Genomic DNA, 19,705 nt, shown 5'->3' with positions numbered 1-19,705 from the left:
CGGACGCGCCTGTTGCGCGCGCAGCGCCATCCCCATCCTTGCCGGCAATCCCCCGCAAGAGAGTGCCGCCATGTTGTTCACCCCCCACCGCCTGGGCGCGCTGACGCTGCCCAACCGTATCGTGATGCCACCGATGACCCGCTCGCGTGCGGCGGCCGGCAATGTCGCCACCGCGCAGATGGCCGAGTACTACGCCCAGCGCGCTGGTGCCGGGCTGATCGTCAGCGAAGGCACCCAGATCAGCCCGCAGGGCCAGGGCTATGCCTGGACCCCGGGCATCCACAGCGACGAACAGGTGCAGGGCTGGCGCAGGGTCACCGATGCCGTGCACGCGGCGGGTGGGCGCATCTACGCCCAGCTCTGGCATGTCGGCCGTGTCTCCCATGTGGCCCTGCAACCGGACGGCGCGGCGCCGGTCTCTTCCTCGGCACTGCAGGCCGAAGGGGTGAAGGTCTTCGTCGACCCGACCGGCGCCGGTCCGGAATCCGGCGTGGGCGAAATGATCCAGCACTCGATGCCGCGCGCGCTGGGCGAGGACGAGATTCCGGGCATCGTGGCCGACTATGCGCAGGCCACCCGCAATGCACTGGCTGCCGGATTCGATGGCGTCGAGCTGCACGGCGCGAACGGCTACCTGATCAACCAGTTCATCGACTCGCAGGCCAACCAGCGTACCGACGGCTATGGCGGCGCGCTGCGCAATCGCCTGCGCTTCCTGCGCGAGGTGGTGCAGGCGGTGGTCGATGTCGCTGGCGGCGAGCGAGTCGGCGTGCGTCTGGCACCGCTGACCACGCTGCAGGGGGCGGTGGATGACACGCCGCAGGCGACCTATCTGGCTGCCGCGCATCTGCTGGGCGAGCTGGGTGTGGGATACCTGCACATCGCCGAGGCCGACTGGGAGGATGCCCCGTTGATGCCGGTCGCGTTCAAGCAGGCGCTGCGGATGATCTATCCGGGCACGTTGATCTACGCCGGCAAGTACACCGCCGAGCGTGCCGCGCAGGCGCTTGCGGAGGGATGGGCCGACCTGATCGGCTTCGGTCGGCCGTTCATCGCCAATCCCGATCTGCCCGAGCGCCTGCGCAGCGGCGCGGTGTTGAATTCGCCCGATCGCGCGACGTACTTCGGTGGTGGYGCGGCGGGATTCACCGACTATCCGGTGCTGGAAGAGGCAGTCGAGGCCTGAAGCAGCGTCCGCCGGGCATGGCCCGGCGCTACCGATGACGGCGGATGGGTGCCGACCGGTGGTCGGCACTGCCGATCAGGGCTTGTCGCGCACCAGTGCGTCTGCCTCGACCACGCCGCCATCCTTGCCATGCAGGTACAGGTGCATGTCCTGCTGCGGATACGGGATGTTGATGCCGGCCTTGTCGTAGCCCAGCTTGATCTGTTCGAGCAGGGTGACCTTGGTGCCGAAGTGATCGGCCGACTTCACGTAGCAGCGGATGCCCAGGTTGATCGCGTGCGCACCCAGCTCGTACACCACCACGTCCGGTGCCGGCGTCTGCAGCACGCGCGGGTCGGCCTTCATCAGGGCCAGTGCGGTATCACGCGCCAACTGGATGTTGTCTTCGTAACCGATGCCCACCACCAGCTCGACGCGGCGGGTGGGCTCTGCGGTGAGGTTGATGATCGGTGCGGCGGTGATCAGCGTGTTCGGAATGGTGGTGTGCTGGTTGTCCGCGCCGGTGATCACGGTCTGGAAAATGCGTACCTCGCGAACCGTGCCGGTCTGCCCGGCGATGGTCACCACGTCGCCTACGCGGAACGGACGCAGGGTCACCAGCATCACGCCGGAGGCGATGTTGGACAGCGAATCCTTCAGCGCCAGGCCAACGGCGAGGCCGGCGGTACCGAGCACGGCCAGCAGCGGAGTGATCTGCACGCCCAGCGTGCCGATGGCCAGGATAACCACGATCACCAGCGAGGCCGCGTAGACCACGTTGCGCAGGAAGCTGCCCAGCATCGGGTCCACGCCCATGCGCGAGGTGGCGCGCGGCATGGCATTGGACAGCCGTCGTGCCAGCCACATGCCGACCAGCAGCACCACGATCGCGGCCAGCAACGGCACGCCGTAGGTCTCCAGCAGGCGTTCCYAGTCGAGTGAGCGGAACCAGGAGGTCGTGGCGGGGGAGGGTGGGGCAGCGGCGATCATGCGGACTCCTTTGCAACGGGAACAGGTGCGACGGAAACATGGCGTACGCGGACGCCAGAAACAGCAAGCCCCGCAGAGGCGGGGCTTGCGTGCAGCTTCAGTATGGGCAGGCGTCGATGAAAGCGACGTCAGCCATCACACGTCAACAGGTCAACCTTTGGCCTTCAACTTGGCCAAGCGCAACCAGGTATCGACCACGGTGTCCGGATTCAACGACACCGACTCGATGCCTTCCTGCATCAGCCATTCGGCCAGATCCGGATGATCGGACGGGCCCTGGCCGCAGATGCCGACGTACTTGCCCTTGGCACGTGCCGACTTGATCGCCATCGACAGCAACTTCTTCACCGCCGGGTTCCGCTCATCGAACAGGTGCGCCACGATCGACGAATCGCGGTCCAGGCCGAGGGTCAGCTGGGTCAGGTCGTTGGAACCGATCGAGAAGCCGTCGAAGATCTCCAGGAACTCATCGGCGAGCAGTGCGTTGGACGGCACTTCGCACATCATGATGATCTTCAGGCCGTTCTCGCCCTGCTTCAGGCCGTTCTGGGCCAGCACCTCGACGACCTTGCGGCCTTCTTCCAGGGTGCGCACGAACGGGATCATGACCCACAGGTTGTCCAGGCCCATCTCGTTGCGCACGCGCAGCACGGCCTTGCACTCCAGCGCGAAGGCGGCCGAGAAGCTCGGATCGACGTAACGGCTGGCGCCGCGGAAGCCGATCATCGGATTCTCTTCGTGCGGCTCGTAGTTGCTGCCGCCGATCAGGTTGGCGTACTCGTTGGACTTGAAGTCCGACAGTCGCACGATCACCGGGTTTGGCGCGACCGAGGCGGTCAGGGTGGCGATGCCTTCGGCCAGACGGTCCACGTAGAAGCCGACCGGGTCGGAATAACCGGCGATCTTCTCGTCGATCTTCTTCTTCGTCGCCGCATCCTGGCGGTCGTATTCCAGCAGCGCGTTGGGGTGGATGCCGATGTGGCTGGCGATGATCATTTCCAGACGCGCCAGGCCGATGCCCGCGTTCGGCAGCTGGCCGAAGTCGAAGGCACGTTCCGGGTTGGCCACGTTCATCATGATCTTCAACGGTGCCGGCGGCATGTTGCCCAGATCGGTGGTGGTGCGCTCGAAGCCGAGCTTGCCTTCGTAGATGAAGCCGGTATCGCCTTCAGCGCAGCTGACGGTGACCAGCTGGCCATCCTCGATGACCTTGGTGGCGTTGCCCGAACCGACCACGGCCGGCACGCCAAGCTCGCGCGCGATGATCGCCGCGTGGCAGGTACGGCCGCCGCGGTTGGTGACGATCGCCGAGGCACGCTTCATCACCGGCTCCCAATCGGGATCGGTCATGTCGGCGATCAGCACGTCGCCCGGCTGCACGCGGTTCATGTCTTCCAGCGTCTTCACCACGCGCGCCACGCCGGCACCGATCTTGGCGCCCACGGCGCGGCCTTCGGCCAGAACGTTGCCGCCCTTCTCGGTCAGCGCGAAACGCTCGATCTGGGTGGCATGGCTGCGCGACTTCACGGTCTCCGGGCGCGCCTGCACGATGAACAGCTTGCCGCTGACACCGTCCTTGGCCCACTCGATGTCCATCGGGCGGCCGTAGTGCTTTTCGATGGTCAGCGCCTGGCGCGACAGTTCGGCCACGTCTTCATCGTTGATCGAGAAGGTGGTGCGCAGTTCGGCCGGGGTGTCCTCGATCCTGACGCGCTCGCCGGGGACATCCGAGTACACCATGCGGATCGCCTTGCTGCCGAGCGAGCGGCGCAGGATCGCCGGCTTGCCGGCCTGCAGGGTGGGCTTGTAGACGTAGAACTCGTCGGGGTTGACCGCGCCCTGCACGACCATTTCGCCCAGGCCGAACGAGGAGGTGACGAACACCACGTCGCGGAAGCCGGACTCGGTGTCCAGGGTGAACAGCACGCCGGACGCGCCCACGCCCGAACGCACCATCAGCTGCACGCCTGCGGACAGGAACACGTCCTCGTGCTTGAAGCCGTGGTGCACGCGGTAAGCGATGGCACGGTCGTTGTACAGCGAGGCGAACACTTCCTTGACCTTGTGCACGACATCGTCGGCACCGGTGACGTTGAGGAAGGTTTCCTGCTGGCCGGCGAAGGAGGCATCGGGCAGATCTTCGGCGGTGGCCGAGGAGCGCACGGCCACGGCCACGTCGCCGCCGCCGTTGTCGGCGCTCAGCTTGGCGTAGGCGGTGCGGATGTCCTGGTCCAGCTGCGGCTGCAGCGGTGCATCGATCACCCAGCCGCGGATTTCCTTGCCGGCTGCGGTCAGTGCGTTGACGTCCTCGACGTCCAGCGTGGCCAGCTTGTCGAAGATGCGCTTGGACAGGTCGTTGTGCGCGATGAAGTCCTTGAAGGCTTCAGACGTGGTCGCATAACCTCCAGGAACGGAGACGCCCAGACCGGCAAGGTTGCCGATCATCTCGCCCAGCGAGGAATTCTTGCCGCCTACGCGGGCCAGGTCGGCCAGACGCAGTTCGTGCAACCACAGGATGTTCTCGTTCAAGCGCGATGCTCCGTTTGGCCATCGCCCGAGGCGGGCTTTGATGGCCGCGTCCGTAGGAAGAAGCCGATATGATGCCGGGCAGACCACCGTCGGCACAAGCTTGTGTTGGCGGCCCTTTTAGGCTTCGTAGGGGGTAAATGCGCGCATGTCGACCATCCGTCCGGTGTTCTACGTTTCCGATGGAACCGGTATCACCGCTGAAACCATTGGGCATAGCCTGTTGACCCAGTTCTCCGGGTTCAGCTTCATTACCGACCGGATGTCATTTGTCGATGACCCCGAAAAAGCCCGCGAAGCCTGTGCCCGGATCCAGGCGGCGGGGGAGCGCTACCAGGTCCGGCCGATCGTGGTGAACTCCTGCGTGGACCAGAGCCTGAGCCTGATCCTGGCCGAAAGCGGGGCGCTGATGCTGGATGTGTTCGCCCCGTTCATCGAGCCGCTGGAGCGCGAACTGTCCAGCTCGCGCCTGAACCGGGTCGGCCAGGCCCACGGCATGGTCGACTTCGACACCTACCACCGGCGCATCAACGCGATGAACTTCGCGCTGACCCACGACGATGGCATCGCGGTGAACTACGACGACGCCGACGTGATCCTGGTGGCGGTGTCGCGGGCGGGCAAGACGCCTACCTGCATCTACCTGGCCCTGCATTACGGAGTGCGCGCGGCCAACTACCCGTTGACCGACGAGGATCTGGAGAGCGACCGCCTGCCGCCCCGCCTGCGCAACTACCGGCGCAAGCTGTTCGGCCTGACCATCGACCCCGACCGCCTGCAGCAGATCCGCCAGGAGCGCCGGCCCAATTCGCGCTACGCCAACCTGGACACCTGCAAGCGCGAGGTGGCTGCGGCGGAGGTCATGTTCCAGATGGAACGCATCCCGACCCTCAGCACCACCCATACCTCGATCGAGGAGATCTCCAGCAAGGTGCTCGGCACGCTGGGGCTGCAGCGCGAGCTGTATTGACGGGGGCGCCACGACCAACGGTCGTGGTCTACCTGCGCGGTGGGTATCGACCGTTGGTCGATACAGGGCCCCTTTGGCCGGGGCCGATCAGTCCCCACGTTGAAGGGCCAACGTGTAGGATCAACCCATGGCCCGAGCATTGCCCCGTACCGAGCGCATTCCCCGCCTGAGCCGGCTGAGCTGGCTCATGGGGCTGTACGCAGAGAACTACCGTCACCTGGTGCGCCTGTTCGCGCCGGCCGAGCTGGTGGCGGGAAGCTATGTCTCTTCGGTGGGCGATGGCCTGGACGTGCGCCTGGACGTGATCGAGTGCCACCGCTACACGGTCGAGCTGCGCCTGACCTATGACCTGGCCGACCCGGTGACCGGTGAACCGGACCCATCGGCCTTCGTCCGCCTGTACCGGGACGCGCGCCAGGCCGAGACCACCCACTGCTACGTCGGCCGCCGCTGGCAGGACACGATGGGCCTGTACCCACCGCCGGCCGAGCTGATCAGCCATCGCATGCGGATGAACACCTTCCTCGGCAAATGGCTGGAATACCTGGCCGAACGCGGCCATGGCGTGGCCACCCTGCGCCGTGATCCAGACGGCAACACCGTGGGTGCCGGCGACCGCCGCCTGTCGCTGGTGCGTTGATCGGCCATAATCCACGGCTGACCCGCCGCCGGACCCGCACATGCCGTATACCCCGATCGTCGCCACCCTGGGCTATGTGCTCTCGCCCGATCGCCGCCAGGTGCTGATGATCCACCGCAATACCCGGCCGGGCGACCACCACCTGGGCAAGTACAACGGCCTGGGCGGCAAGGTCGAGCCGACCGAGGACATCGCCGCCGGCATGCGCCGCGAAATCGCCGAGGAAGCCGGTATCGACTGCACGGCCATGCGCCTGCGCGGCACCATCAGCTGGCCGGGTTTCGGCAAGCACGGTGAAGACTGGTTCGGTTTCGTGTTCGTCATCGACAGCTTTGAGGGTGCCCCGCACGGCGGCAATCACGAGGGCACCCTGGAGTGGGTGGACGTGGACAAGCTCGACCAGTTGCCGATGTGGGAGGGTGACCGCAACTTCCTGCCGCTGGTGTTCGATGCCGATCCGCGCCCGTTCCACGGAGTGATGCCATACCGGGATGGACGCATGCAGAGCTGGTCCTTCAGCCGGCTTTGAGGCATTCCGGAGGCCGCTGCGCTCGCCGGACATGGTCCGGCGCTACCATCCGGCGCAGCCTCGGTAGCGCCGGGCCATGCCCGGCGGGGAGAGCTTCAGCGCCGGCGCGCCAGCAGCAGGTGGAAGTGCTTTTCCCGCTGCTGGCTGTCATTGCCGGCCGTGCATTCGCGATGCGAGCGCCATGCCGTGACGGTGAAGCCGGACACCCGCAGCGCCAGCTCCACTGCGTCCAGCTCATGCAGCTCAAAGTCGGCGGCAAAGGGCAGGCTGCGCATGAATCCGGCATCGCCGAAGGCCAGGCATAGCCGGCCGCTGCGATGCAGCACCCGTGCCAGTTCATCCAGTACCGGGGCCAGGTCCGGCCAGAAGTACAGGGTGTTGACCGCCAGCGCAGCATCGACGCTGGCATCAGCCAGGGGCAGGGCATGGGCATCACCCTCGCGCAGCGCGGCACGGCCAGCCAGGCCGCTGGCGGCAAGGTGCTGGTTGCCGGCGTCGACCATGGCACTGGACAGCTCGACACCCACGTAGCGACTGCCACTGGCCTGCAGCAGCAGCGGCGCAAAGGCGGCGTTGCCAGGACCGATTTCCAGCACCTGCTCTCCGGCAGCGACGGCCAGCAGTGCGATCGCCGCCTGGTTGAGGGCGCCGTTGCTGCGGTTCATCGATTCGCCCACGGCCAGCGCGGCCTCGCCATGGGGCTGCCGCAACTGCGCGACCAGGGTGCGTGCATCCAGCATCAACATCGTCCGTCGGTAAGGAGTCGGACGTGGCGGCGGCGGGTCCGCCGCAGACCATAGCGCTGGCGGATCGGCTTGGGAAGTAGGGAAACCCCGGCTTGTGGTGATGAGGAAATGTCCAACGTCGCAGTCGGTGAGAACCAGTTGTCCACAGGGGGTGTGGATTACGCGTGGGCAACTTTGTGGATAAGCGCTGACAGGCGCCACCCCCCTAGGCTGTCAAGATGGGTGGCGAAAAATTCACCGCTGGTGAGGATCGGTGAGTGACGGGTGAAGGACAGGGGCAGCCCACGCTGTTGCCGGTGGCGGCGCTCGCGGTACCCTGTGGGCCTTGATGCCCCGTGAGACTTCATGAAACGTCACTTCTCGATGCTGCGCGAGTTCCATCTGGCGGACTGGTTCACCCTCGCCAACGCTTTCTGCGGCACCGGCGCGGTGTTTGCCGCAATGCGTTTCCTGCAGGATGGCGAGCGCGGCTACCTGCTGTTCGGCATGGCGCTGATCCCGCTGGCTTTCATTTTCGACGCATTGGACGGCCGCATCGCGCGCTGGCGCAAATCCAGTTCGACCCTGGGCCGCGAGCTCGACTCGCTGTCGGACGTCATTTCCTTCGGGGTCGCGCCCGCAGCGCTGGCCTATGCCTGTGGCATGCAGGGGGGCTGGGACTGGCTGGTGCTGAGCTACTTCGTCTGCTGCGGCGTCAGCCGCTTGGCTCGCTACAACGTAACCGCCGAGGCGATGAGCGGTGACGAAGGCAAGGTGAAGTACTTCGAGGGAACGCCGATTCCCACCAGCCTGGCGCTGGTGATCGTGCTGGCGATCGCCGCCGGCACCGATGCCATCGGCCACGACCTGTGGCTGGGCCAGTGGCAGATTGGCCCTTGGCAGCTGCATCCGTTGGTGCTGCTGTTCGCGTTGTCCGGGTCGCTGATGATCAGCAAGACCCTGCGCATTCCCAAGCCATGACCCAGCCCTGCGGAGGAGCGCGATGACCAGCTCGGCCAACGACGCCGGCAGCAGCGATTTCGAGAATCTGGCCCGCCAGTACTTCGGCGCCTGGGGTGATGCCTTGCGCCATGCAGCCGTGCCGGGAACCCCGGCTGGCGACGACCCGGGCAGCTGGAAGCGCCTGTTCGACTGGTGGGGCCAACTGCTGCCCGGGACCGGTGCTGCCGCGCCCGAAGAGGCAGTGCGGCGGTTCCGCGATCAAGCTGGCAGCTGGTACGGCACCATGCAGGAAGTCGCTGCACGCTTTGCGGGCCGCGATGCCAGCAGTGCCGAGGTTGCCCAGGCCTGGCGTGAAGCGGTGAAGGGGCAGGGCGACGGCATGCTGCAGTGGATGCTGCAGGGGGCCCGCGGCAGCACCCGTGTGGACGCTGCTCCGCCCGAGTTCACGGCGTGGTTCCAGCAGTTGCAGACGCTGGCTGGCCCTTGGCTGCAGAGCCCGGCGTTCGGGCCCGGCCGCGAGCACCAGGCGCGGTGGCAGGCCCTGCTGCGCGCGCAGGAGGAGTACCAGCAGCATTCGCAGGCCTATGTCGAGCAGATCAAGCAGGCACTGGAAGAGGCGTTCGACCTGTTCGAACAGCGCTTGGCCGAACACGAGCAGCCCGGCAGCCAGCTGACCAGCGCCCGGGCGATGTTCGATCTGTGGATTGAAGTGGCCGAGGAGGCCTACGCCAAGGTCGCCATGTCCGAGCCGTTCCAGCAGGTGTATGCCTCGCTGGGTAACGCACAGATGCGCCTGCGCGCAGGCCTGCAGCGCGAGGTTGAACAGATGAGTGAACGTATCGGCCTGCCCACCCGCAGCGAGATGGATGCCGCCCACCGTCGCATTGCCGAGCTCGAGCGCAGCCTGCGCCGGGTGCAGGCACAGGTGGCGGCGCTTGCCGGTACCGATGCCGTCGATCCGGTTGCCCAGCCAGCGCCTGCCAGGGTCAAGCCCGTCGCGCGCAAGCCTGCAGCGAAGAAGGCTGCAGCGAAGAAGCCTGCTGCGAAGAAAGCTGCTGCGAAGAAAGCGCCAGCGAAGAAGGCCACCACCCGCGCGACCACGCGGAAGTCGTAAGCCATGAAAGGACCGCTGGGCTTCAATGCCGATGACCTGATGCAGGAGACCCTGGCCATGCAGCGCAAGCTGATGGAGGGGTTGAAGCTGCTGCCGCAGGTGGAGGACGTCGACTATGGCGCCACCGCCCGCGAGGAAGTCTGGCGCGATGGCAAAGTGGTGCTGTATCGCTTCGTCGGCGAGAACGCTCCGGTGCGGCGCACACCGCTGCTGATCGTGTACGCACTGGTCAACCGCCCGTACATGGTGGACCTGCAGGCCGATCGGTCGCTGGTGCAGAAGCTGCTGGCATTGGGCCAGGACGTCTATGTGCTGGACTGGGGTTATCCGGACCGTTCCGAACGCTACCAGACGCTTGAGGACTATCTGCTGCGCTACATCGATGGCGCGGTGGATGCGCTGCGCGCACGCATTGGAGGCCCCGTCGACATGCTGGGAATCTGCCAGGGCGGCGTGTTCGCCCTGTGCTACGCCGCACTGCGGCGGCAGAAGCTGGGCAACCTGATCACCATGGTCACCCCGGTCGACTTCCAGACCGCCGACAACATGCTGTCGCACTGGGCCCAGCAGGTGGATGTGGATCTGCTGGTGGATACGCTGGGCAACATCCCGGCCGATCTGATGAATGCCAGCTACTTGATGCTCAAGCCATTCCGCCTGAACGTGCAGAAGTACGTGGGCCTGCTCGACATCCTCGATGACAAGGCCGCGCTGGAGGATTTCCTGCGCATGGAAAAGTGGATCTTCGACTCGCCGGACCTCGCGGGTGAAGCCTTCCGCGAGTTCATCAAGCAGTTCTACCAGGGCAACGGCCTAGTCAATGGCACCGTGCGCATCGGCGAAGAGGCGGTGGATCTGTCGCAGGTGACCCTGCCGGTGCTGAACATCTACGCCGAACAGGATCATCTGGTGCCACCGGATGCATCGCGCGCGATGCGTGGCCGGTTGGGCACACAGGACTACACCGAATCCAGTTTCCGCGGTGGGCATATCGGCATCTACGTCTCCGGCCGCGCACAGCGCGAAGTGCCGGCGACCATCGACAACTGGCTGAAGGAACGCACGCCATGAAACATTCCCCTCTGTTTGCGCTTGCCCTGGCCCTTGCGCCCGGCGTCGCCAGCGCTGCGCCGAGCGCCGATGCGCGCCGCGAGATCGCGCAGTTGATCGGAAGCCTGGATGGCTCCCAGTGCCAGTTCCAGCGCAATGGCAGCTGGTACGGTCCCGCCGATGCGCGTTCCCACCTGCAGCGCAAGTACGACTACCTGCTGAAGAAAGACATGGTCGACACCGCCGAGCAGTTCATCGAGCGTGCCGCGAGTCAGAGCAGCATGAGTGGCAAGGCGTATCGGATCCGCTGCCCCGGCCAGCCCGAACAGACCTCCGCGGCGTGGTTCGGCGCCCGCCTGCAGGCCTTGCGCCAACGCACGCCGTAGACATTGCAGGCGCTACAGTGGCAACAGCCAGTCAGCCGGGAGACCTCGCCATGAACGCTGTGCCGCGCACCCTGTCGCGCTCGCTGAACGACCGCATGATTGCCGGGGTGATGGGCGGCATCGCCCATCGTTTCGGCTGGAACCCGACCCTGGTACGGGTGCTGTACGTGGTGGTCTCGCTGGCGTCGGCCGCCTTCCCCGGCATCCTGGTCTACCTGCTGCTGTGGCTGCTGATCCCCAACGAGGCGGATTGAACACCGCGTCCCGGCCCTGGCCGATCTGGCTGCGCGCGCTGCAGGTGCTGGGCGCGCTGTGGACCGTGCCCAATACCCTGATCGGCCTGCTTGGCGGTCTGGCCGGGTTGCTGGGTGGTGCGAAGATGCGCTGGAGCGGTCGTGATTGCGCGGTGGTTTTCGATCACTGGCCCTGGGGCCCGGGCGGAGCGATCACCCTGGGCAACGTGATCCTGCACACCGGCCACGATCTGGGCATGTGCTGTCGTACCTACGCGCATCAGGCGGGGTGGGGCGTGGAGCCGTTGATCCGGCTGGATGACCATGAGCGTGCGCACGTGTACCAGTATCTGGTGCTGGGGCCGCTGTACCTGCCGGTGTATCTGCTGTGTGGTGGTGTCAGTGCGCGCAATCCGTTCGAGCGTGCGGCCGATCATTACGCGCGGTTCGGGCACGGCTGGTGGCCGTAGATTCCAGCCAACGGCGCAGCCCCTCGTGGGTGGGTCGCGAAATGCGATTCATGTGATTGGGCCGGGCGGGGTGGGTTGCGCAGGGGCCGCTGCAAGTACGTCCCTGTAAGCTCGGTCGCCGCATCCATGCGGCTCACGCCCCTGCGCAACCCACCTGCCCGGCCCGTGACAGTTTCCGCGCGCGTCCAGCCACGGAGAAGAAAAAGAACAGCAACAGCGGGTCGCGCGCTGCGCTTGCTCGTATAGAGCCGAGCATGGGCTCGGCTCTACAGGAAACGGCCGGCCGGGCCGTTTTTGCTTTTGATCTTCTTTTTCTTTTCCGTGGGTGGCAGACCGCAGAAATCTGTCAGAGGGCGGTCGGGTTGGGTTCGCGGGGGTGTCCGCGGCATGGATGCCGCGGCCAAGCCTCCAGGGACGGATTCACGGCGTCCCCCGCGAACCCAACCCGGCCGACCCACCTGCGGCTTTTGCATTCCGCGACCAACCACACCCACCCACGAGGGGCTGCGCCGTTGGCTGAAACCCGCGGATTCGTTAGCCGGAAGTTAAAGATCCGTAAGCGTTCTGCTGCTATCCCGCAGTCATCTGCATGCAACGGATCGTCATTAGTCTTCGTGACGTTCCAGTCAGCTTGGCCGCGGTAAGCTCTATCCCGATGAGCCAACAAGTACCGCTCATCGTGTGCAGTACGCAGTAGCAATTTGGAGGAAGACATCACATGGCAATCGTTCTTTATGTCGGTGGTAGCAAGGATGGCGAGAAGGGCGTGGTGCCCTACGGCTTCAGCAAATCCCGCGCCGATACCGCGCTGGGGCCGGAGTTCTACACGGAGCGGTTCATGGAACTGCAGGGTGTCGGCAAGGTCCGCCTGATGGCGCTGGAGAGCCTGCGTGACGACATCGTCATGCAGCGTGCCGCCCGCCACTACCGCTGACCTTCGCAGTACGCGGCAGGACGCGCTCCACCATCGCGCGTCCGCGCCGGCATCCCAGCCCCGGGGCCAGTCCGAGCCCCTTTTGCCAGGATGCCGGCGTCCCATCCGGACCCACCGCCTGAACCGCCGCTCTGTCAACGCCTTGTCCCTGCCGCCCGCGCATTGCAAGAATGGGCCTTTCCCGCAATGCGGCCCAGGCCGGAAACAATGCACGACGCCAAGCACGCCCAGCGCCAGCTCGCCCAGCAGATCGCCCAGACCATCGCCGATGAAATCGGTGCCCAGACCGCCCAGGTCAGCGCCGCTGTCGGCCTGCTCGATGAAGGCGCCAGCGTTCCGTTCATCGCCCGCTACCGCAAGGAAGTCACCGGCGGCCTGGACGACACCCAGCTGCGCAACCTGGAAACCCGCCTGACCTACCTGCGCGAACTGGAAGACCGCCGTGCGGCGGTGCTGGCCAGCATCGGTGAGCAGGGCAAGCTCAGCGATGAGCTGCGCAACGAGATCCTCGCCGCCGACACCAAGAGCCGGTTGGAAGATCTGTACCTGCCGTACAAGCCCAAGCGTCGCACCCGCGCGCAGATCGCCCGCGAAGCAGGACTGGAGCCGTTGGCCGACGGCCTGTTGGGCGATCCGACACAGGACCCGCAGGTCTTTGCCGCCACGTTCGTGGATGCCGACAAGGGCGTAGCCGATACCAAGGCCGCGCTGGAAGGTGCCCGCGCGATCCTGATGGAGCGCTGGGGCGAGGACGCCACGCTGGTTGGCGAGCTGCGCAGCTGGTTGAGCGAGCAGGGCGTGATCCGTGCCCGCGTTGCCGAGGGCAAGGAAACCGAGGGCGCCAAGTACCGCGATTATTTCGAGCACGCCGAGTCATTGGCGAAGATTCCCTCGCACCGGTTGTTGGCGTTGTTCCGTGCGCGCCGCGAGGAGATCCTGTTCCTGGAGCTGGACCCAGGCAAGGATGCCGAGGCCGGACATCAGTACGCCGAAGGGCGCGTGGCGCACAACGCCGGTATCCGCGATGCGGGGCGCCCCGCTGATCGCTGGCTGCTGGACGCCTGCCGCCTGACCTGGCGGGCCAAGCTGCACATGCACCTGCTGCTGGACCTGTTCAACCAGGCCCGCGAGAAAGCCGAGGCCGAAGCCATCGCGGTGTTCGGTGACAACCTCAAGGATCTGCTGCTGGCCGCACCGGCCGGCCCGAAAAGCGTGCTGGGCCTGGACCCGGGCATCCGCACCGGCTGCAAGATTGCCGTGGTCGACGCCACAGGCAAGCTGGTCGCCACCGACACCATCTACCCGCACGAGCCCCGCCGGCAGTGGGAGCAGTCGCTGCAGACGATCAAGCAGCTGTGTGCCAAGCACAACGTGCAGCTGATCGCGATCGGCAACGGCACCGCCAGCCGCGAGACCGACAAGCTGGCCGGTGAAGCCATCAAGGCGCTGGGTGACAACGCGCCGCAGAAGATCGTGGTCAGTGAAGCCGGGGCGTCGGTGTATTCGGCGTCGGAAACGGCGGCCAGGGAATTCCCGGACCTGGACGTGTCGATCCGTGGTGCGGTATCGATCGCGCGTCGCCTGCAGGACCCGCTTGCCGAACTGGTGAAGATCGAGCCGAAGGCGATCGGCGTGGGGCAGTACCAGCACGACGTGGATCAGTACCGCCTGGCGCGCGCACTGGATGCGCGCGTGGAGGACTGCGTGAATGCCGTCGGCGTGTACGTCAACACGGCGTCGGCTGCACTGCTGTCGCGCGTCTCGGGCCTGTCGTCGACGGTAGCCGAGAACATCGTGCGCCACCGCGATGACAACGGTCCGTTCAAGCGTCGCAAGGACCTGCTGAAGGTGTCGCGCCTGGGCGAGAAGACGTTCGAGCAATGTGCAGGTTTCCTGCGTATCGCCGATGGCGATGAGCCGTTGGATGCATCGTCGGTGCATCCGGAAGCCTATCCAGTGGTCGAGCGCATCGTCGCCAGCACCGCGCGCCCGATTAAGGCGCTGATCGGCGACGGCAGTTTCCTGCGCGGCTTGAAGGCCGAGCAGTTCACCGACGAGACATTCGGTGTGCCGACGGTGCGCGACATCCTCAAGGAACTGGAAAAGCCGGGCCGTGATCCGCGCCCGGAATTCAAGGCGGCCCGTTTCGCTGATGGCGTCGAGGACATCAAGGACCTGCGCGAGGGCATGGTGCTGGAAGGCGTGGTCAGCAACGTGGCCGCGTTCGGTGCGTTCGTCGATATCGGCGTGCACCAGGACGGCCTGATCCACATCTCGGCGCTGTCCGATACCTACGTGAAGGATCCGCGTGACGTGGTCAAGGCCGGCGACATCGTCAAGGTGAAGGTGCTGGAGGTGGACGTGCCGCGCAAGCGCATCGCCCTGACCCGTCGTCTGGACGACACGCCCGGCCAGGCCACCAGCCGCCCGGGCAGCCGTGACGAACGCAGCCAGGGGCAGGCGCCGCGCCGCGACGCTGCCAACCCCGGGCAGGGACGTGGCCAGGGGCGCAACCCGGGCAATGGCGGACGCCCGGCACAGGCCGCGCCGCCAGCCAACAATGCCCTGGCCGAGGCGTTCGCCCGGGCCAAGCGCAGCTGAGTCCGCCGTCCCCCTCCCGGCGCTGCCGGGTGGGGGACTTGTCGATGTTCCCCGGCAATGCGCACACTTGCGCCGGAAGGGGCGCCTGGGCCCCTGCTGTCGCTGGGGAGGCCATGCCGTCAGCACCATCCGCCCTGTTCCGTGACCGCTGTGGCTCGCCACGGCCTGCGGGCAGCTGCGTCGGCAGGGGAGGCGGCTGATGGCCGATCAGGGCAACAGCGGCAACGCACTGCTGGAGCGCCGGCTGCAGGAACTGGCCGAAGAGCGCCGCCGCCTGGCGATGATCATCGAGGGCACCGCGGCCGGCACCTGGGAATGGAACGTCCAGAGCGGGCAGATGCGGGTCAACGAACGGTGGGCCGAGATCGTCGGCTACCGGTTGGACGAACTTGAACCGATCTGCCAGAAGACCTTCATCGCGCTGGTCCATCCGGATGATCTGGCGCTGTCCGATGCGGCCCTGCAGGACCACTTCGATGGCCGCACCGACCACTATGTCTGCCTGTTGCGGATGCGCCACAGGAATGGCGAATGGATCTGGATCCACGATCGCGGACGGGTATTCGAATGGGACGGGCAGGGCAGGCCACTGTGGATGGCCGGCGCCCATGCCGACGTCACCGAACTGCAGCAGGCGCGCCAGGACGCGGCCGAAATGCGGCAGCGCCTGCAGGCGATGGTGGATGCTTCAGACGAAGTCGCGGTGATCGCGACCGACACCGATGGCATCATCACCATTTTCAATACCGGCGCGCAGCGCCTGCTCGGCTACACCGCCGCTGAAGTAGTGGGTACGCGCCGCCTGGATGCCTTCCACGACCCGGTTGAACTGCAGGCGTGGTTGCGACCGCTGGCGACCGCTGATGGACAGGTTCCGGGTGTGTTCGAGGCACTCAGTGCACGTGCCGAGGGCCAGACGTATTCGCGGCAGTGGACACTGCTGCGCAAGGACGGTCAGCGTCGCCAGGTACGCCTGTCAATCAGCCGCATGGATGGCGCCAATGGCGAGCGCATCGGCTATGTCGGCATGGCCATCGACATCACCGAGATCCTGCAGGCGCGCGCCGAGGCTCGTCTTGCGGCGGAAAAGTTCGCCGGAGCGTTCACTTCGGCGGCACTGGGCATGGCGCTGGTATCGCTGGAAGGGCGCTGGCTGGATGTCAACGATGCGCTGTGCCGCATTCTCGGCTACACGCGCGAGGAACTGCTGCAGGTCGATTTCCAGCGGTTGACCCATCCGGCCGATCTGCAGACCGACCTGGCCCTGGTGCAGGACCTGCTGGCGGGGCGACGCACGCACTATCACCTTGAAAAGCGCTACCTGGGCCGTGAGGGCAACACCATCTGGGCACGGCTGTCGGTATCGCTGGTACGCAATGAGCGCGGTGAACCGTTGCATTTCGTGTCGCAGATCCAGGATGTCAGCGCCCAGCGCAGCAGCGAGCAGCGCCTGTTCGAAAGCGAGCAGCGCAGCCGCATCACCCTGGATGCGGTTGCCGACCTGGTACTCAGCGTGGCCCTGGATGGCCACATCGAATATGCCAACGCGGCCGCCGTGCGAATGCTTGCCGGCGATGGAGCGCTGTCGCTGGCCGGGCATCTCGTGCAGGACGTGCTGTCGTTGACCACCGAATACGCGCCGCAATCGCAGCTCGACGTCAGCGTGCTGCTGGATCCGGAAAGCAACGCCGTGGATCTGCATGCCGATCTGCTGCTGCAGTTGGGTACCGCCGTGGTGCCGGTTGACCTGACCCGGGCCTGGCTTCGCGACGACGAGGGCCAGGTGCGTGGTGCGGTGTGGGTCCTGCGCGATGACACCCAGCAGCGTGCACGCGAGCGCGAGGCACGGCACCTGGCGGAGATGGACCCACTGACCGAACTGGGTAATCGCCGCGGCTTCGAAGTGCATCTGCAGCAGGCGATCACCCGGGTCGAGCGGACCGGGCAGGCGGCGTCATTGATGTACATCGATCTGGACCGGTTCAAGCCGGTCAACGATACCTTTGGTCATCTGGCCGGCGACGCCGTGCTGTGGGCCGTGGCCAGCGCATTGCGCCATGGTGTGCGCGACTCGGATGTGGTGGCGCGCCTGGGCGGTGACGAATTCGCGGTGATCCTGTCCGGGTGCAGCCCGCGGCGAGCGGCGCGCATCGGCGGCGAGTTGCTGCATACCCTGGCCAACCTGTCCATTCCGTGGGACCAGCACCAGCTGCGGATCGGCGCCAGCATCGGCATCGCACCGCTTGCCGCCGGCATGAGCGTGGACCAGGCCGTCGCCGCCGCCGATGCCCAGTGCTACCGGGCCAAGGCGATGGGGCGCAACAATGTGCAGGTGCAGGGCGAAACCGGCGAACTGCCCGGTAGCTCGCCGGCGGACGGCGGCGACCTCAGCGACGGCTGATCTCAGCCTGTGAGAGGGGCGCGGCGAATACTGCGCCAACGCCCCACCTTGGCAGGAAAACAACATGACGTCCTGGAACCTGAGTGCAGTCCGTGCTTATGCGCCGGCCGTTGTCGGCTGGTCCCTGGCTCTCTCCGGCTGGCTCCGGCTGGAGCAGCTGCGCAACGACCAGCAGGCCCGGATGCTGGTCCCCGTGGTGCAGTGGGGCGTGGCGCTGATGCTGCTGGTCACCCTGGGCTGCATCGTCGCTGCCAGCGTGATGATCTGGCGCGCCGGGCGTCGCGATGCGCAGCAACGTGGGTAGCGGATCTGCTGCGTTGATCAGGTGCGGGCCTCAGCGCAGCACCTCTTCGGCATCCACCAGCTGCACGTCGTGCATCATGTTGAGGTAGGCCTCGTAGTAGCCTTTGTGCGAGGCGCCAACGATGGCCAGCAGGCGCGTTCCCGGGCGCTGGCCCAGCACTTCGCGGATGTTGGCGACCATGCGCAGGTTGCGGGTTTCCCAGTAGCCCACGTAGTTGCGGCCAAAGCCCTGGGGTGAGGGTTCGACCAGCGCAGCACCGAAATCGGCCTGGTAGGCCTGCAGGCCGACGCCGGGGCGGTTGTAGGCGCGATACAGGTCCAGCACGCCATCGACCTTGCCGATGTTGGCATACAGCGGCTCGTCGGCGTCCCGCCGTGCGTTTGCGTGCGGATTGTCCCAGGCCGACATGATCGCTTCGCGTGCTGCTTTCTGGTCCTTGGGCGGGGTTGCCGAATCGGCGGTGTGATCGTCCACTGCCCACAGGCGCTCCAGTCCCAGCCGGGCAGCGAGGACTGCGGCCACCAGGTTGGTTTCATTGCGACGGGTCAGGCTCTTGTCGAGAATCTCGACCAGCGCAGCATCCAGCCCGTCGCCGGCGACGCGCTCCTGCACAGGCAGGCGCAGCCATTGCACCTGCGCCGATCCGCGCTCGCCAGCGGCCAGGAACACCGCGGCCAAGTGCCGACGCTGCGCGGCTGTCGGGCTTGCCGGCCATGCCGACAGCAGGCGTCCCATTTCGGCGTTCGCGCTGGGCACGTCGAAGCCGGTGGCGACGCGGGCCGCGTCGGTGTCGAAGCAGTAGGTTTCGACGCTTTCGGCATAGCGGCTGGGATTGCGACGCATGAAGTCGCACTGCAGGCCGGACAGGTTTTCGGTGGCAATCGCCTCCGGGCGCCAACGTGCCAAGCGCTGCAACAACGGCTCCAGCATGGCCGGCTCGAAGGTCTTTGGCAGTTCCGACAGATGTGCTGTCCCAAGCACCAGTACTTCGTTGTGGCGACCGGCGGGTGGCCCCTTCAGCTGGTCGGGATGGAAGCTGGGGCGGAAGCCCGCGTCGCTGGCCAATGCGCCGGCACTGCACAGGCTGAGGAAGATGATGGCGTTCAAGCGTCGAAGCATGCTGCCTCCCAGGAAAAATCCATTCAGTGGGCGCATGCTGCCGGCAGCGCGCAGGCAAGGGATGTCCCGATGGTCATTGCAACCTTCTGTGTGCCTGCCGCATCCCCTTTCCGTCGGCGCTGGTCCAGAATGGTGGCTGGAAGACTTCCGGAAGCGCGTCATGGATGAAATCGCCACCATCGCAGCTGCAGGTGCCGTGCTGGGTGCACTGGCCGGCTGGATCGGGCCGGGGAGGTGGCGGTGGCAGCTGTTGCGGCTGGCACCGTTGCTGCTGGTGCCGTTCGCGCTGTACATCCTCGCTACCCGCAGCTGGATCCTGGGCGGCGGCGGGCCGCTGGCGGGGCCGTCCCTGCTGGTCGTCTGCGGCAGTCTGGGCTACCTGCCGGCGGTGCTGGCAACGATACTGCTGCGCTGGGTTCTGCGGCGCGCTGCCGACCAGGGGCTGGCCCCCTAAAGTTGCTGGCCGTCGCGCCGTTACCTTCTCTGGAGCCCGCTGCAGGCTCCCGCCGCCGGACCCGAGGCTGCCTCCGATGGGCGGCCCGTGCCGTGTGCTCCGCCGCTGTTTGATGACGATCGCAGCTGCCG

The 19,705-nt window shown here is 66.3% G+C and carries 19 protein-coding genes; 15 read left to right on the top strand and 4 right to left on the bottom strand.

Annotation, left to right across the window (positions count from 1 at the left end):
* Nucleotides 1-70: 70 nt before the first annotated feature.
* Nucleotides 71-1,186 (top strand): alkene reductase, encoded by a 1,116-nt coding sequence (locus tag AC1DCU_RS00425; RefSeq protein ID WP_032976196.1) that lies wholly within the window; start codon nt 71-73, stop codon nt 1,184-1,186.
* Nucleotides 1,187-1,261: 75 nt separating this feature from the next.
* On the opposite strand, the gene AC1DCU_RS00420 is transcribed toward AC1DCU_RS00425, so the two are convergent.
* Entirely contained in the window at nt 1,262-2,155 is an 894-nt protein-coding gene (locus AC1DCU_RS00420) for a mechanosensitive ion channel family protein (RefSeq protein WP_478014087.1), read from the bottom strand.
* A gap of 150 nt (nt 2,156-2,305) precedes the next feature.
* Entirely contained in the window at nt 2,306-4,684 is a 2,379-nt protein-coding gene (gene ppsA / locus AC1DCU_RS00415; RefSeq protein WP_180830985.1) for a phosphoenolpyruvate synthase, read from the bottom strand.
* Between the two features lie 145 nt (nt 4,685-4,829).
* Here ppsA and ppsR point away from each other — a divergent pair, with 145 nt between their 5' ends.
* The 3 genes from ppsR to AC1DCU_RS00400 all read left to right on the top strand — a co-directional run bounded on the left by ppsR (nt 4,830) and on the right by AC1DCU_RS00400 (nt 6,820).
* A complete protein-coding gene (gene ppsR / locus AC1DCU_RS00410) occupies nt 4,830-5,651 on the top strand; it encodes a posphoenolpyruvate synthetase regulatory kinase/phosphorylase PpsR (RefSeq protein ID WP_025879262.1) in 822 nt (273 codons plus the stop codon).
* A gap of 127 nt (nt 5,652-5,778) precedes the next feature.
* Nucleotides 5,779-6,291 (top strand): DUF1249 domain-containing protein, encoded by a 513-nt coding sequence (locus AC1DCU_RS00405; protein WP_025879261.1) that lies wholly within the window; start codon nt 5,779-5,781, stop codon nt 6,289-6,291.
* Nucleotides 6,292-6,331: 40 nt separating this feature from the next.
* Nucleotides 6,332-6,820, top strand: a complete 489-nt coding sequence (locus tag AC1DCU_RS00400; RefSeq protein ID WP_080148528.1) for an NUDIX hydrolase — start codon at nt 6,332-6,334, stop codon at nt 6,818-6,820.
* A gap of 95 nt (nt 6,821-6,915) precedes the next feature.
* Here the strand turns inward: AC1DCU_RS00400 and AC1DCU_RS00395 are convergent, their stop codons facing one another.
* Nucleotides 6,916-7,566: a class I SAM-dependent methyltransferase gene (locus AC1DCU_RS00395; RefSeq protein ID WP_282280515.1), complete on the bottom strand. Its 651-nt coding sequence runs from the start codon at nt 7,564-7,566 to the stop codon at nt 6,916-6,918.
* Between the two features lie 345 nt (nt 7,567-7,911).
* Between AC1DCU_RS00395 and AC1DCU_RS00390 the strand changes: the two genes are divergently transcribed.
* The 10 genes from AC1DCU_RS00390 to AC1DCU_RS00345 all read left to right on the top strand — a co-directional run bounded on the left by AC1DCU_RS00390 (nt 7,912) and on the right by AC1DCU_RS00345 (nt 18,001).
* Complete coding sequence (locus AC1DCU_RS00390; RefSeq protein ID WP_025879258.1) at nt 7,912-8,526, top strand: CDP-alcohol phosphatidyltransferase family protein; 615 nt, start codon at nt 7,912-7,914, stop codon at nt 8,524-8,526.
* 22 nt (nt 8,527-8,548) lie between these two features.
* Complete coding sequence (phaE, locus tag AC1DCU_RS00385) at nt 8,549-9,622, top strand: class III poly(R)-hydroxyalkanoic acid synthase subunit PhaE (RefSeq protein ID WP_032976188.1); 1,074 nt, start codon at nt 8,549-8,551, stop codon at nt 9,620-9,622.
* Between the two features lie 3 nt (nt 9,623-9,625).
* The gene (locus AC1DCU_RS00380; protein ID WP_032976186.1) at nt 9,626-10,693 is read left to right on the top strand and encodes a class III poly(R)-hydroxyalkanoic acid synthase subunit PhaC; all 1,068 of its coding nucleotides are present in this window, start codon (nt 9,626-9,628) and stop codon (nt 10,691-10,693) included.
* Entirely contained in the window at nt 10,690-11,058 is a 369-nt protein-coding gene (locus AC1DCU_RS00375; protein WP_032976185.1) for a YfeK family protein, read from the top strand. Before AC1DCU_RS00380 ends, AC1DCU_RS00375 begins: the two co-directional genes overlap by 4 nt.
* A gap of 50 nt (nt 11,059-11,108) precedes the next feature.
* The gene (locus AC1DCU_RS00370) at nt 11,109-11,312 is read left to right on the top strand and encodes a PspC domain-containing protein (RefSeq protein WP_025879254.1); all 204 of its coding nucleotides are present in this window, start codon (nt 11,109-11,111) and stop codon (nt 11,310-11,312) included.
* A complete protein-coding gene (locus AC1DCU_RS00365; protein ID WP_025879253.1) occupies nt 11,309-11,761 on the top strand; it encodes a hypothetical protein in 453 nt (150 codons plus the stop codon). The genes AC1DCU_RS00370 and AC1DCU_RS00365 overlap by 4 nt, the downstream gene beginning before the upstream one ends.
* A 718-nt stretch (nt 11,762-12,479) precedes the next feature.
* Nucleotides 12,480-12,695 carry a hypothetical protein gene (locus AC1DCU_RS00360; RefSeq protein WP_025879252.1) on the top strand — a complete coding sequence of 72 codons (216 nt, stop codon included), beginning with the start codon at nt 12,480-12,482 and terminating at the stop codon, nt 12,693-12,695.
* 207 nt (nt 12,696-12,902) lie between these two features.
* Nucleotides 12,903-15,296, top strand: a complete 2,394-nt coding sequence (locus tag AC1DCU_RS00355) for a Tex family protein (protein ID WP_032976184.1) — start codon at nt 12,903-12,905, stop codon at nt 15,294-15,296.
* 199 nt (nt 15,297-15,495) lie between these two features.
* Nucleotides 15,496-17,697, top strand: coding sequence for a PAS domain S-box protein (locus AC1DCU_RS00350; protein WP_442251193.1), 2,202 nt, complete (start codon nt 15,496-15,498; stop codon nt 17,695-17,697).
* Between the two features lie 64 nt (nt 17,698-17,761).
* Nucleotides 17,762-18,001 carry a hypothetical protein gene (locus AC1DCU_RS00345; protein ID WP_025879248.1) on the top strand — a complete coding sequence of 80 codons (240 nt, stop codon included), beginning with the start codon at nt 17,762-17,764 and terminating at the stop codon, nt 17,999-18,001.
* 30 nt (nt 18,002-18,031) lie between these two features.
* Here AC1DCU_RS00345 and AC1DCU_RS00340 read toward each other — a convergent pair whose 3' ends face one another.
* Complete coding sequence (locus tag AC1DCU_RS00340; RefSeq protein ID WP_442251194.1) at nt 18,032-19,120, bottom strand: DUF5694 domain-containing protein; 1,089 nt, start codon at nt 19,118-19,120, stop codon at nt 18,032-18,034.
* A gap of 160 nt (nt 19,121-19,280) precedes the next feature.
* Here AC1DCU_RS00340 and AC1DCU_RS00335 point away from each other — a divergent pair, with 160 nt between their 5' ends.
* Nucleotides 19,281-19,574: a hypothetical protein gene (locus tag AC1DCU_RS00335; RefSeq protein WP_032976180.1), complete on the top strand. Its 294-nt coding sequence runs from the start codon at nt 19,281-19,283 to the stop codon at nt 19,572-19,574.
* The last annotated feature ends 131 nt before the right edge of the window (nt 19,575-19,705 follow it).

It is taken from the genome of Stenotrophomonas sp. 10L48 (assembly GCF_056395105.1).
This window is presented reverse-complemented; position numbering and strand designations above follow the sequence as displayed.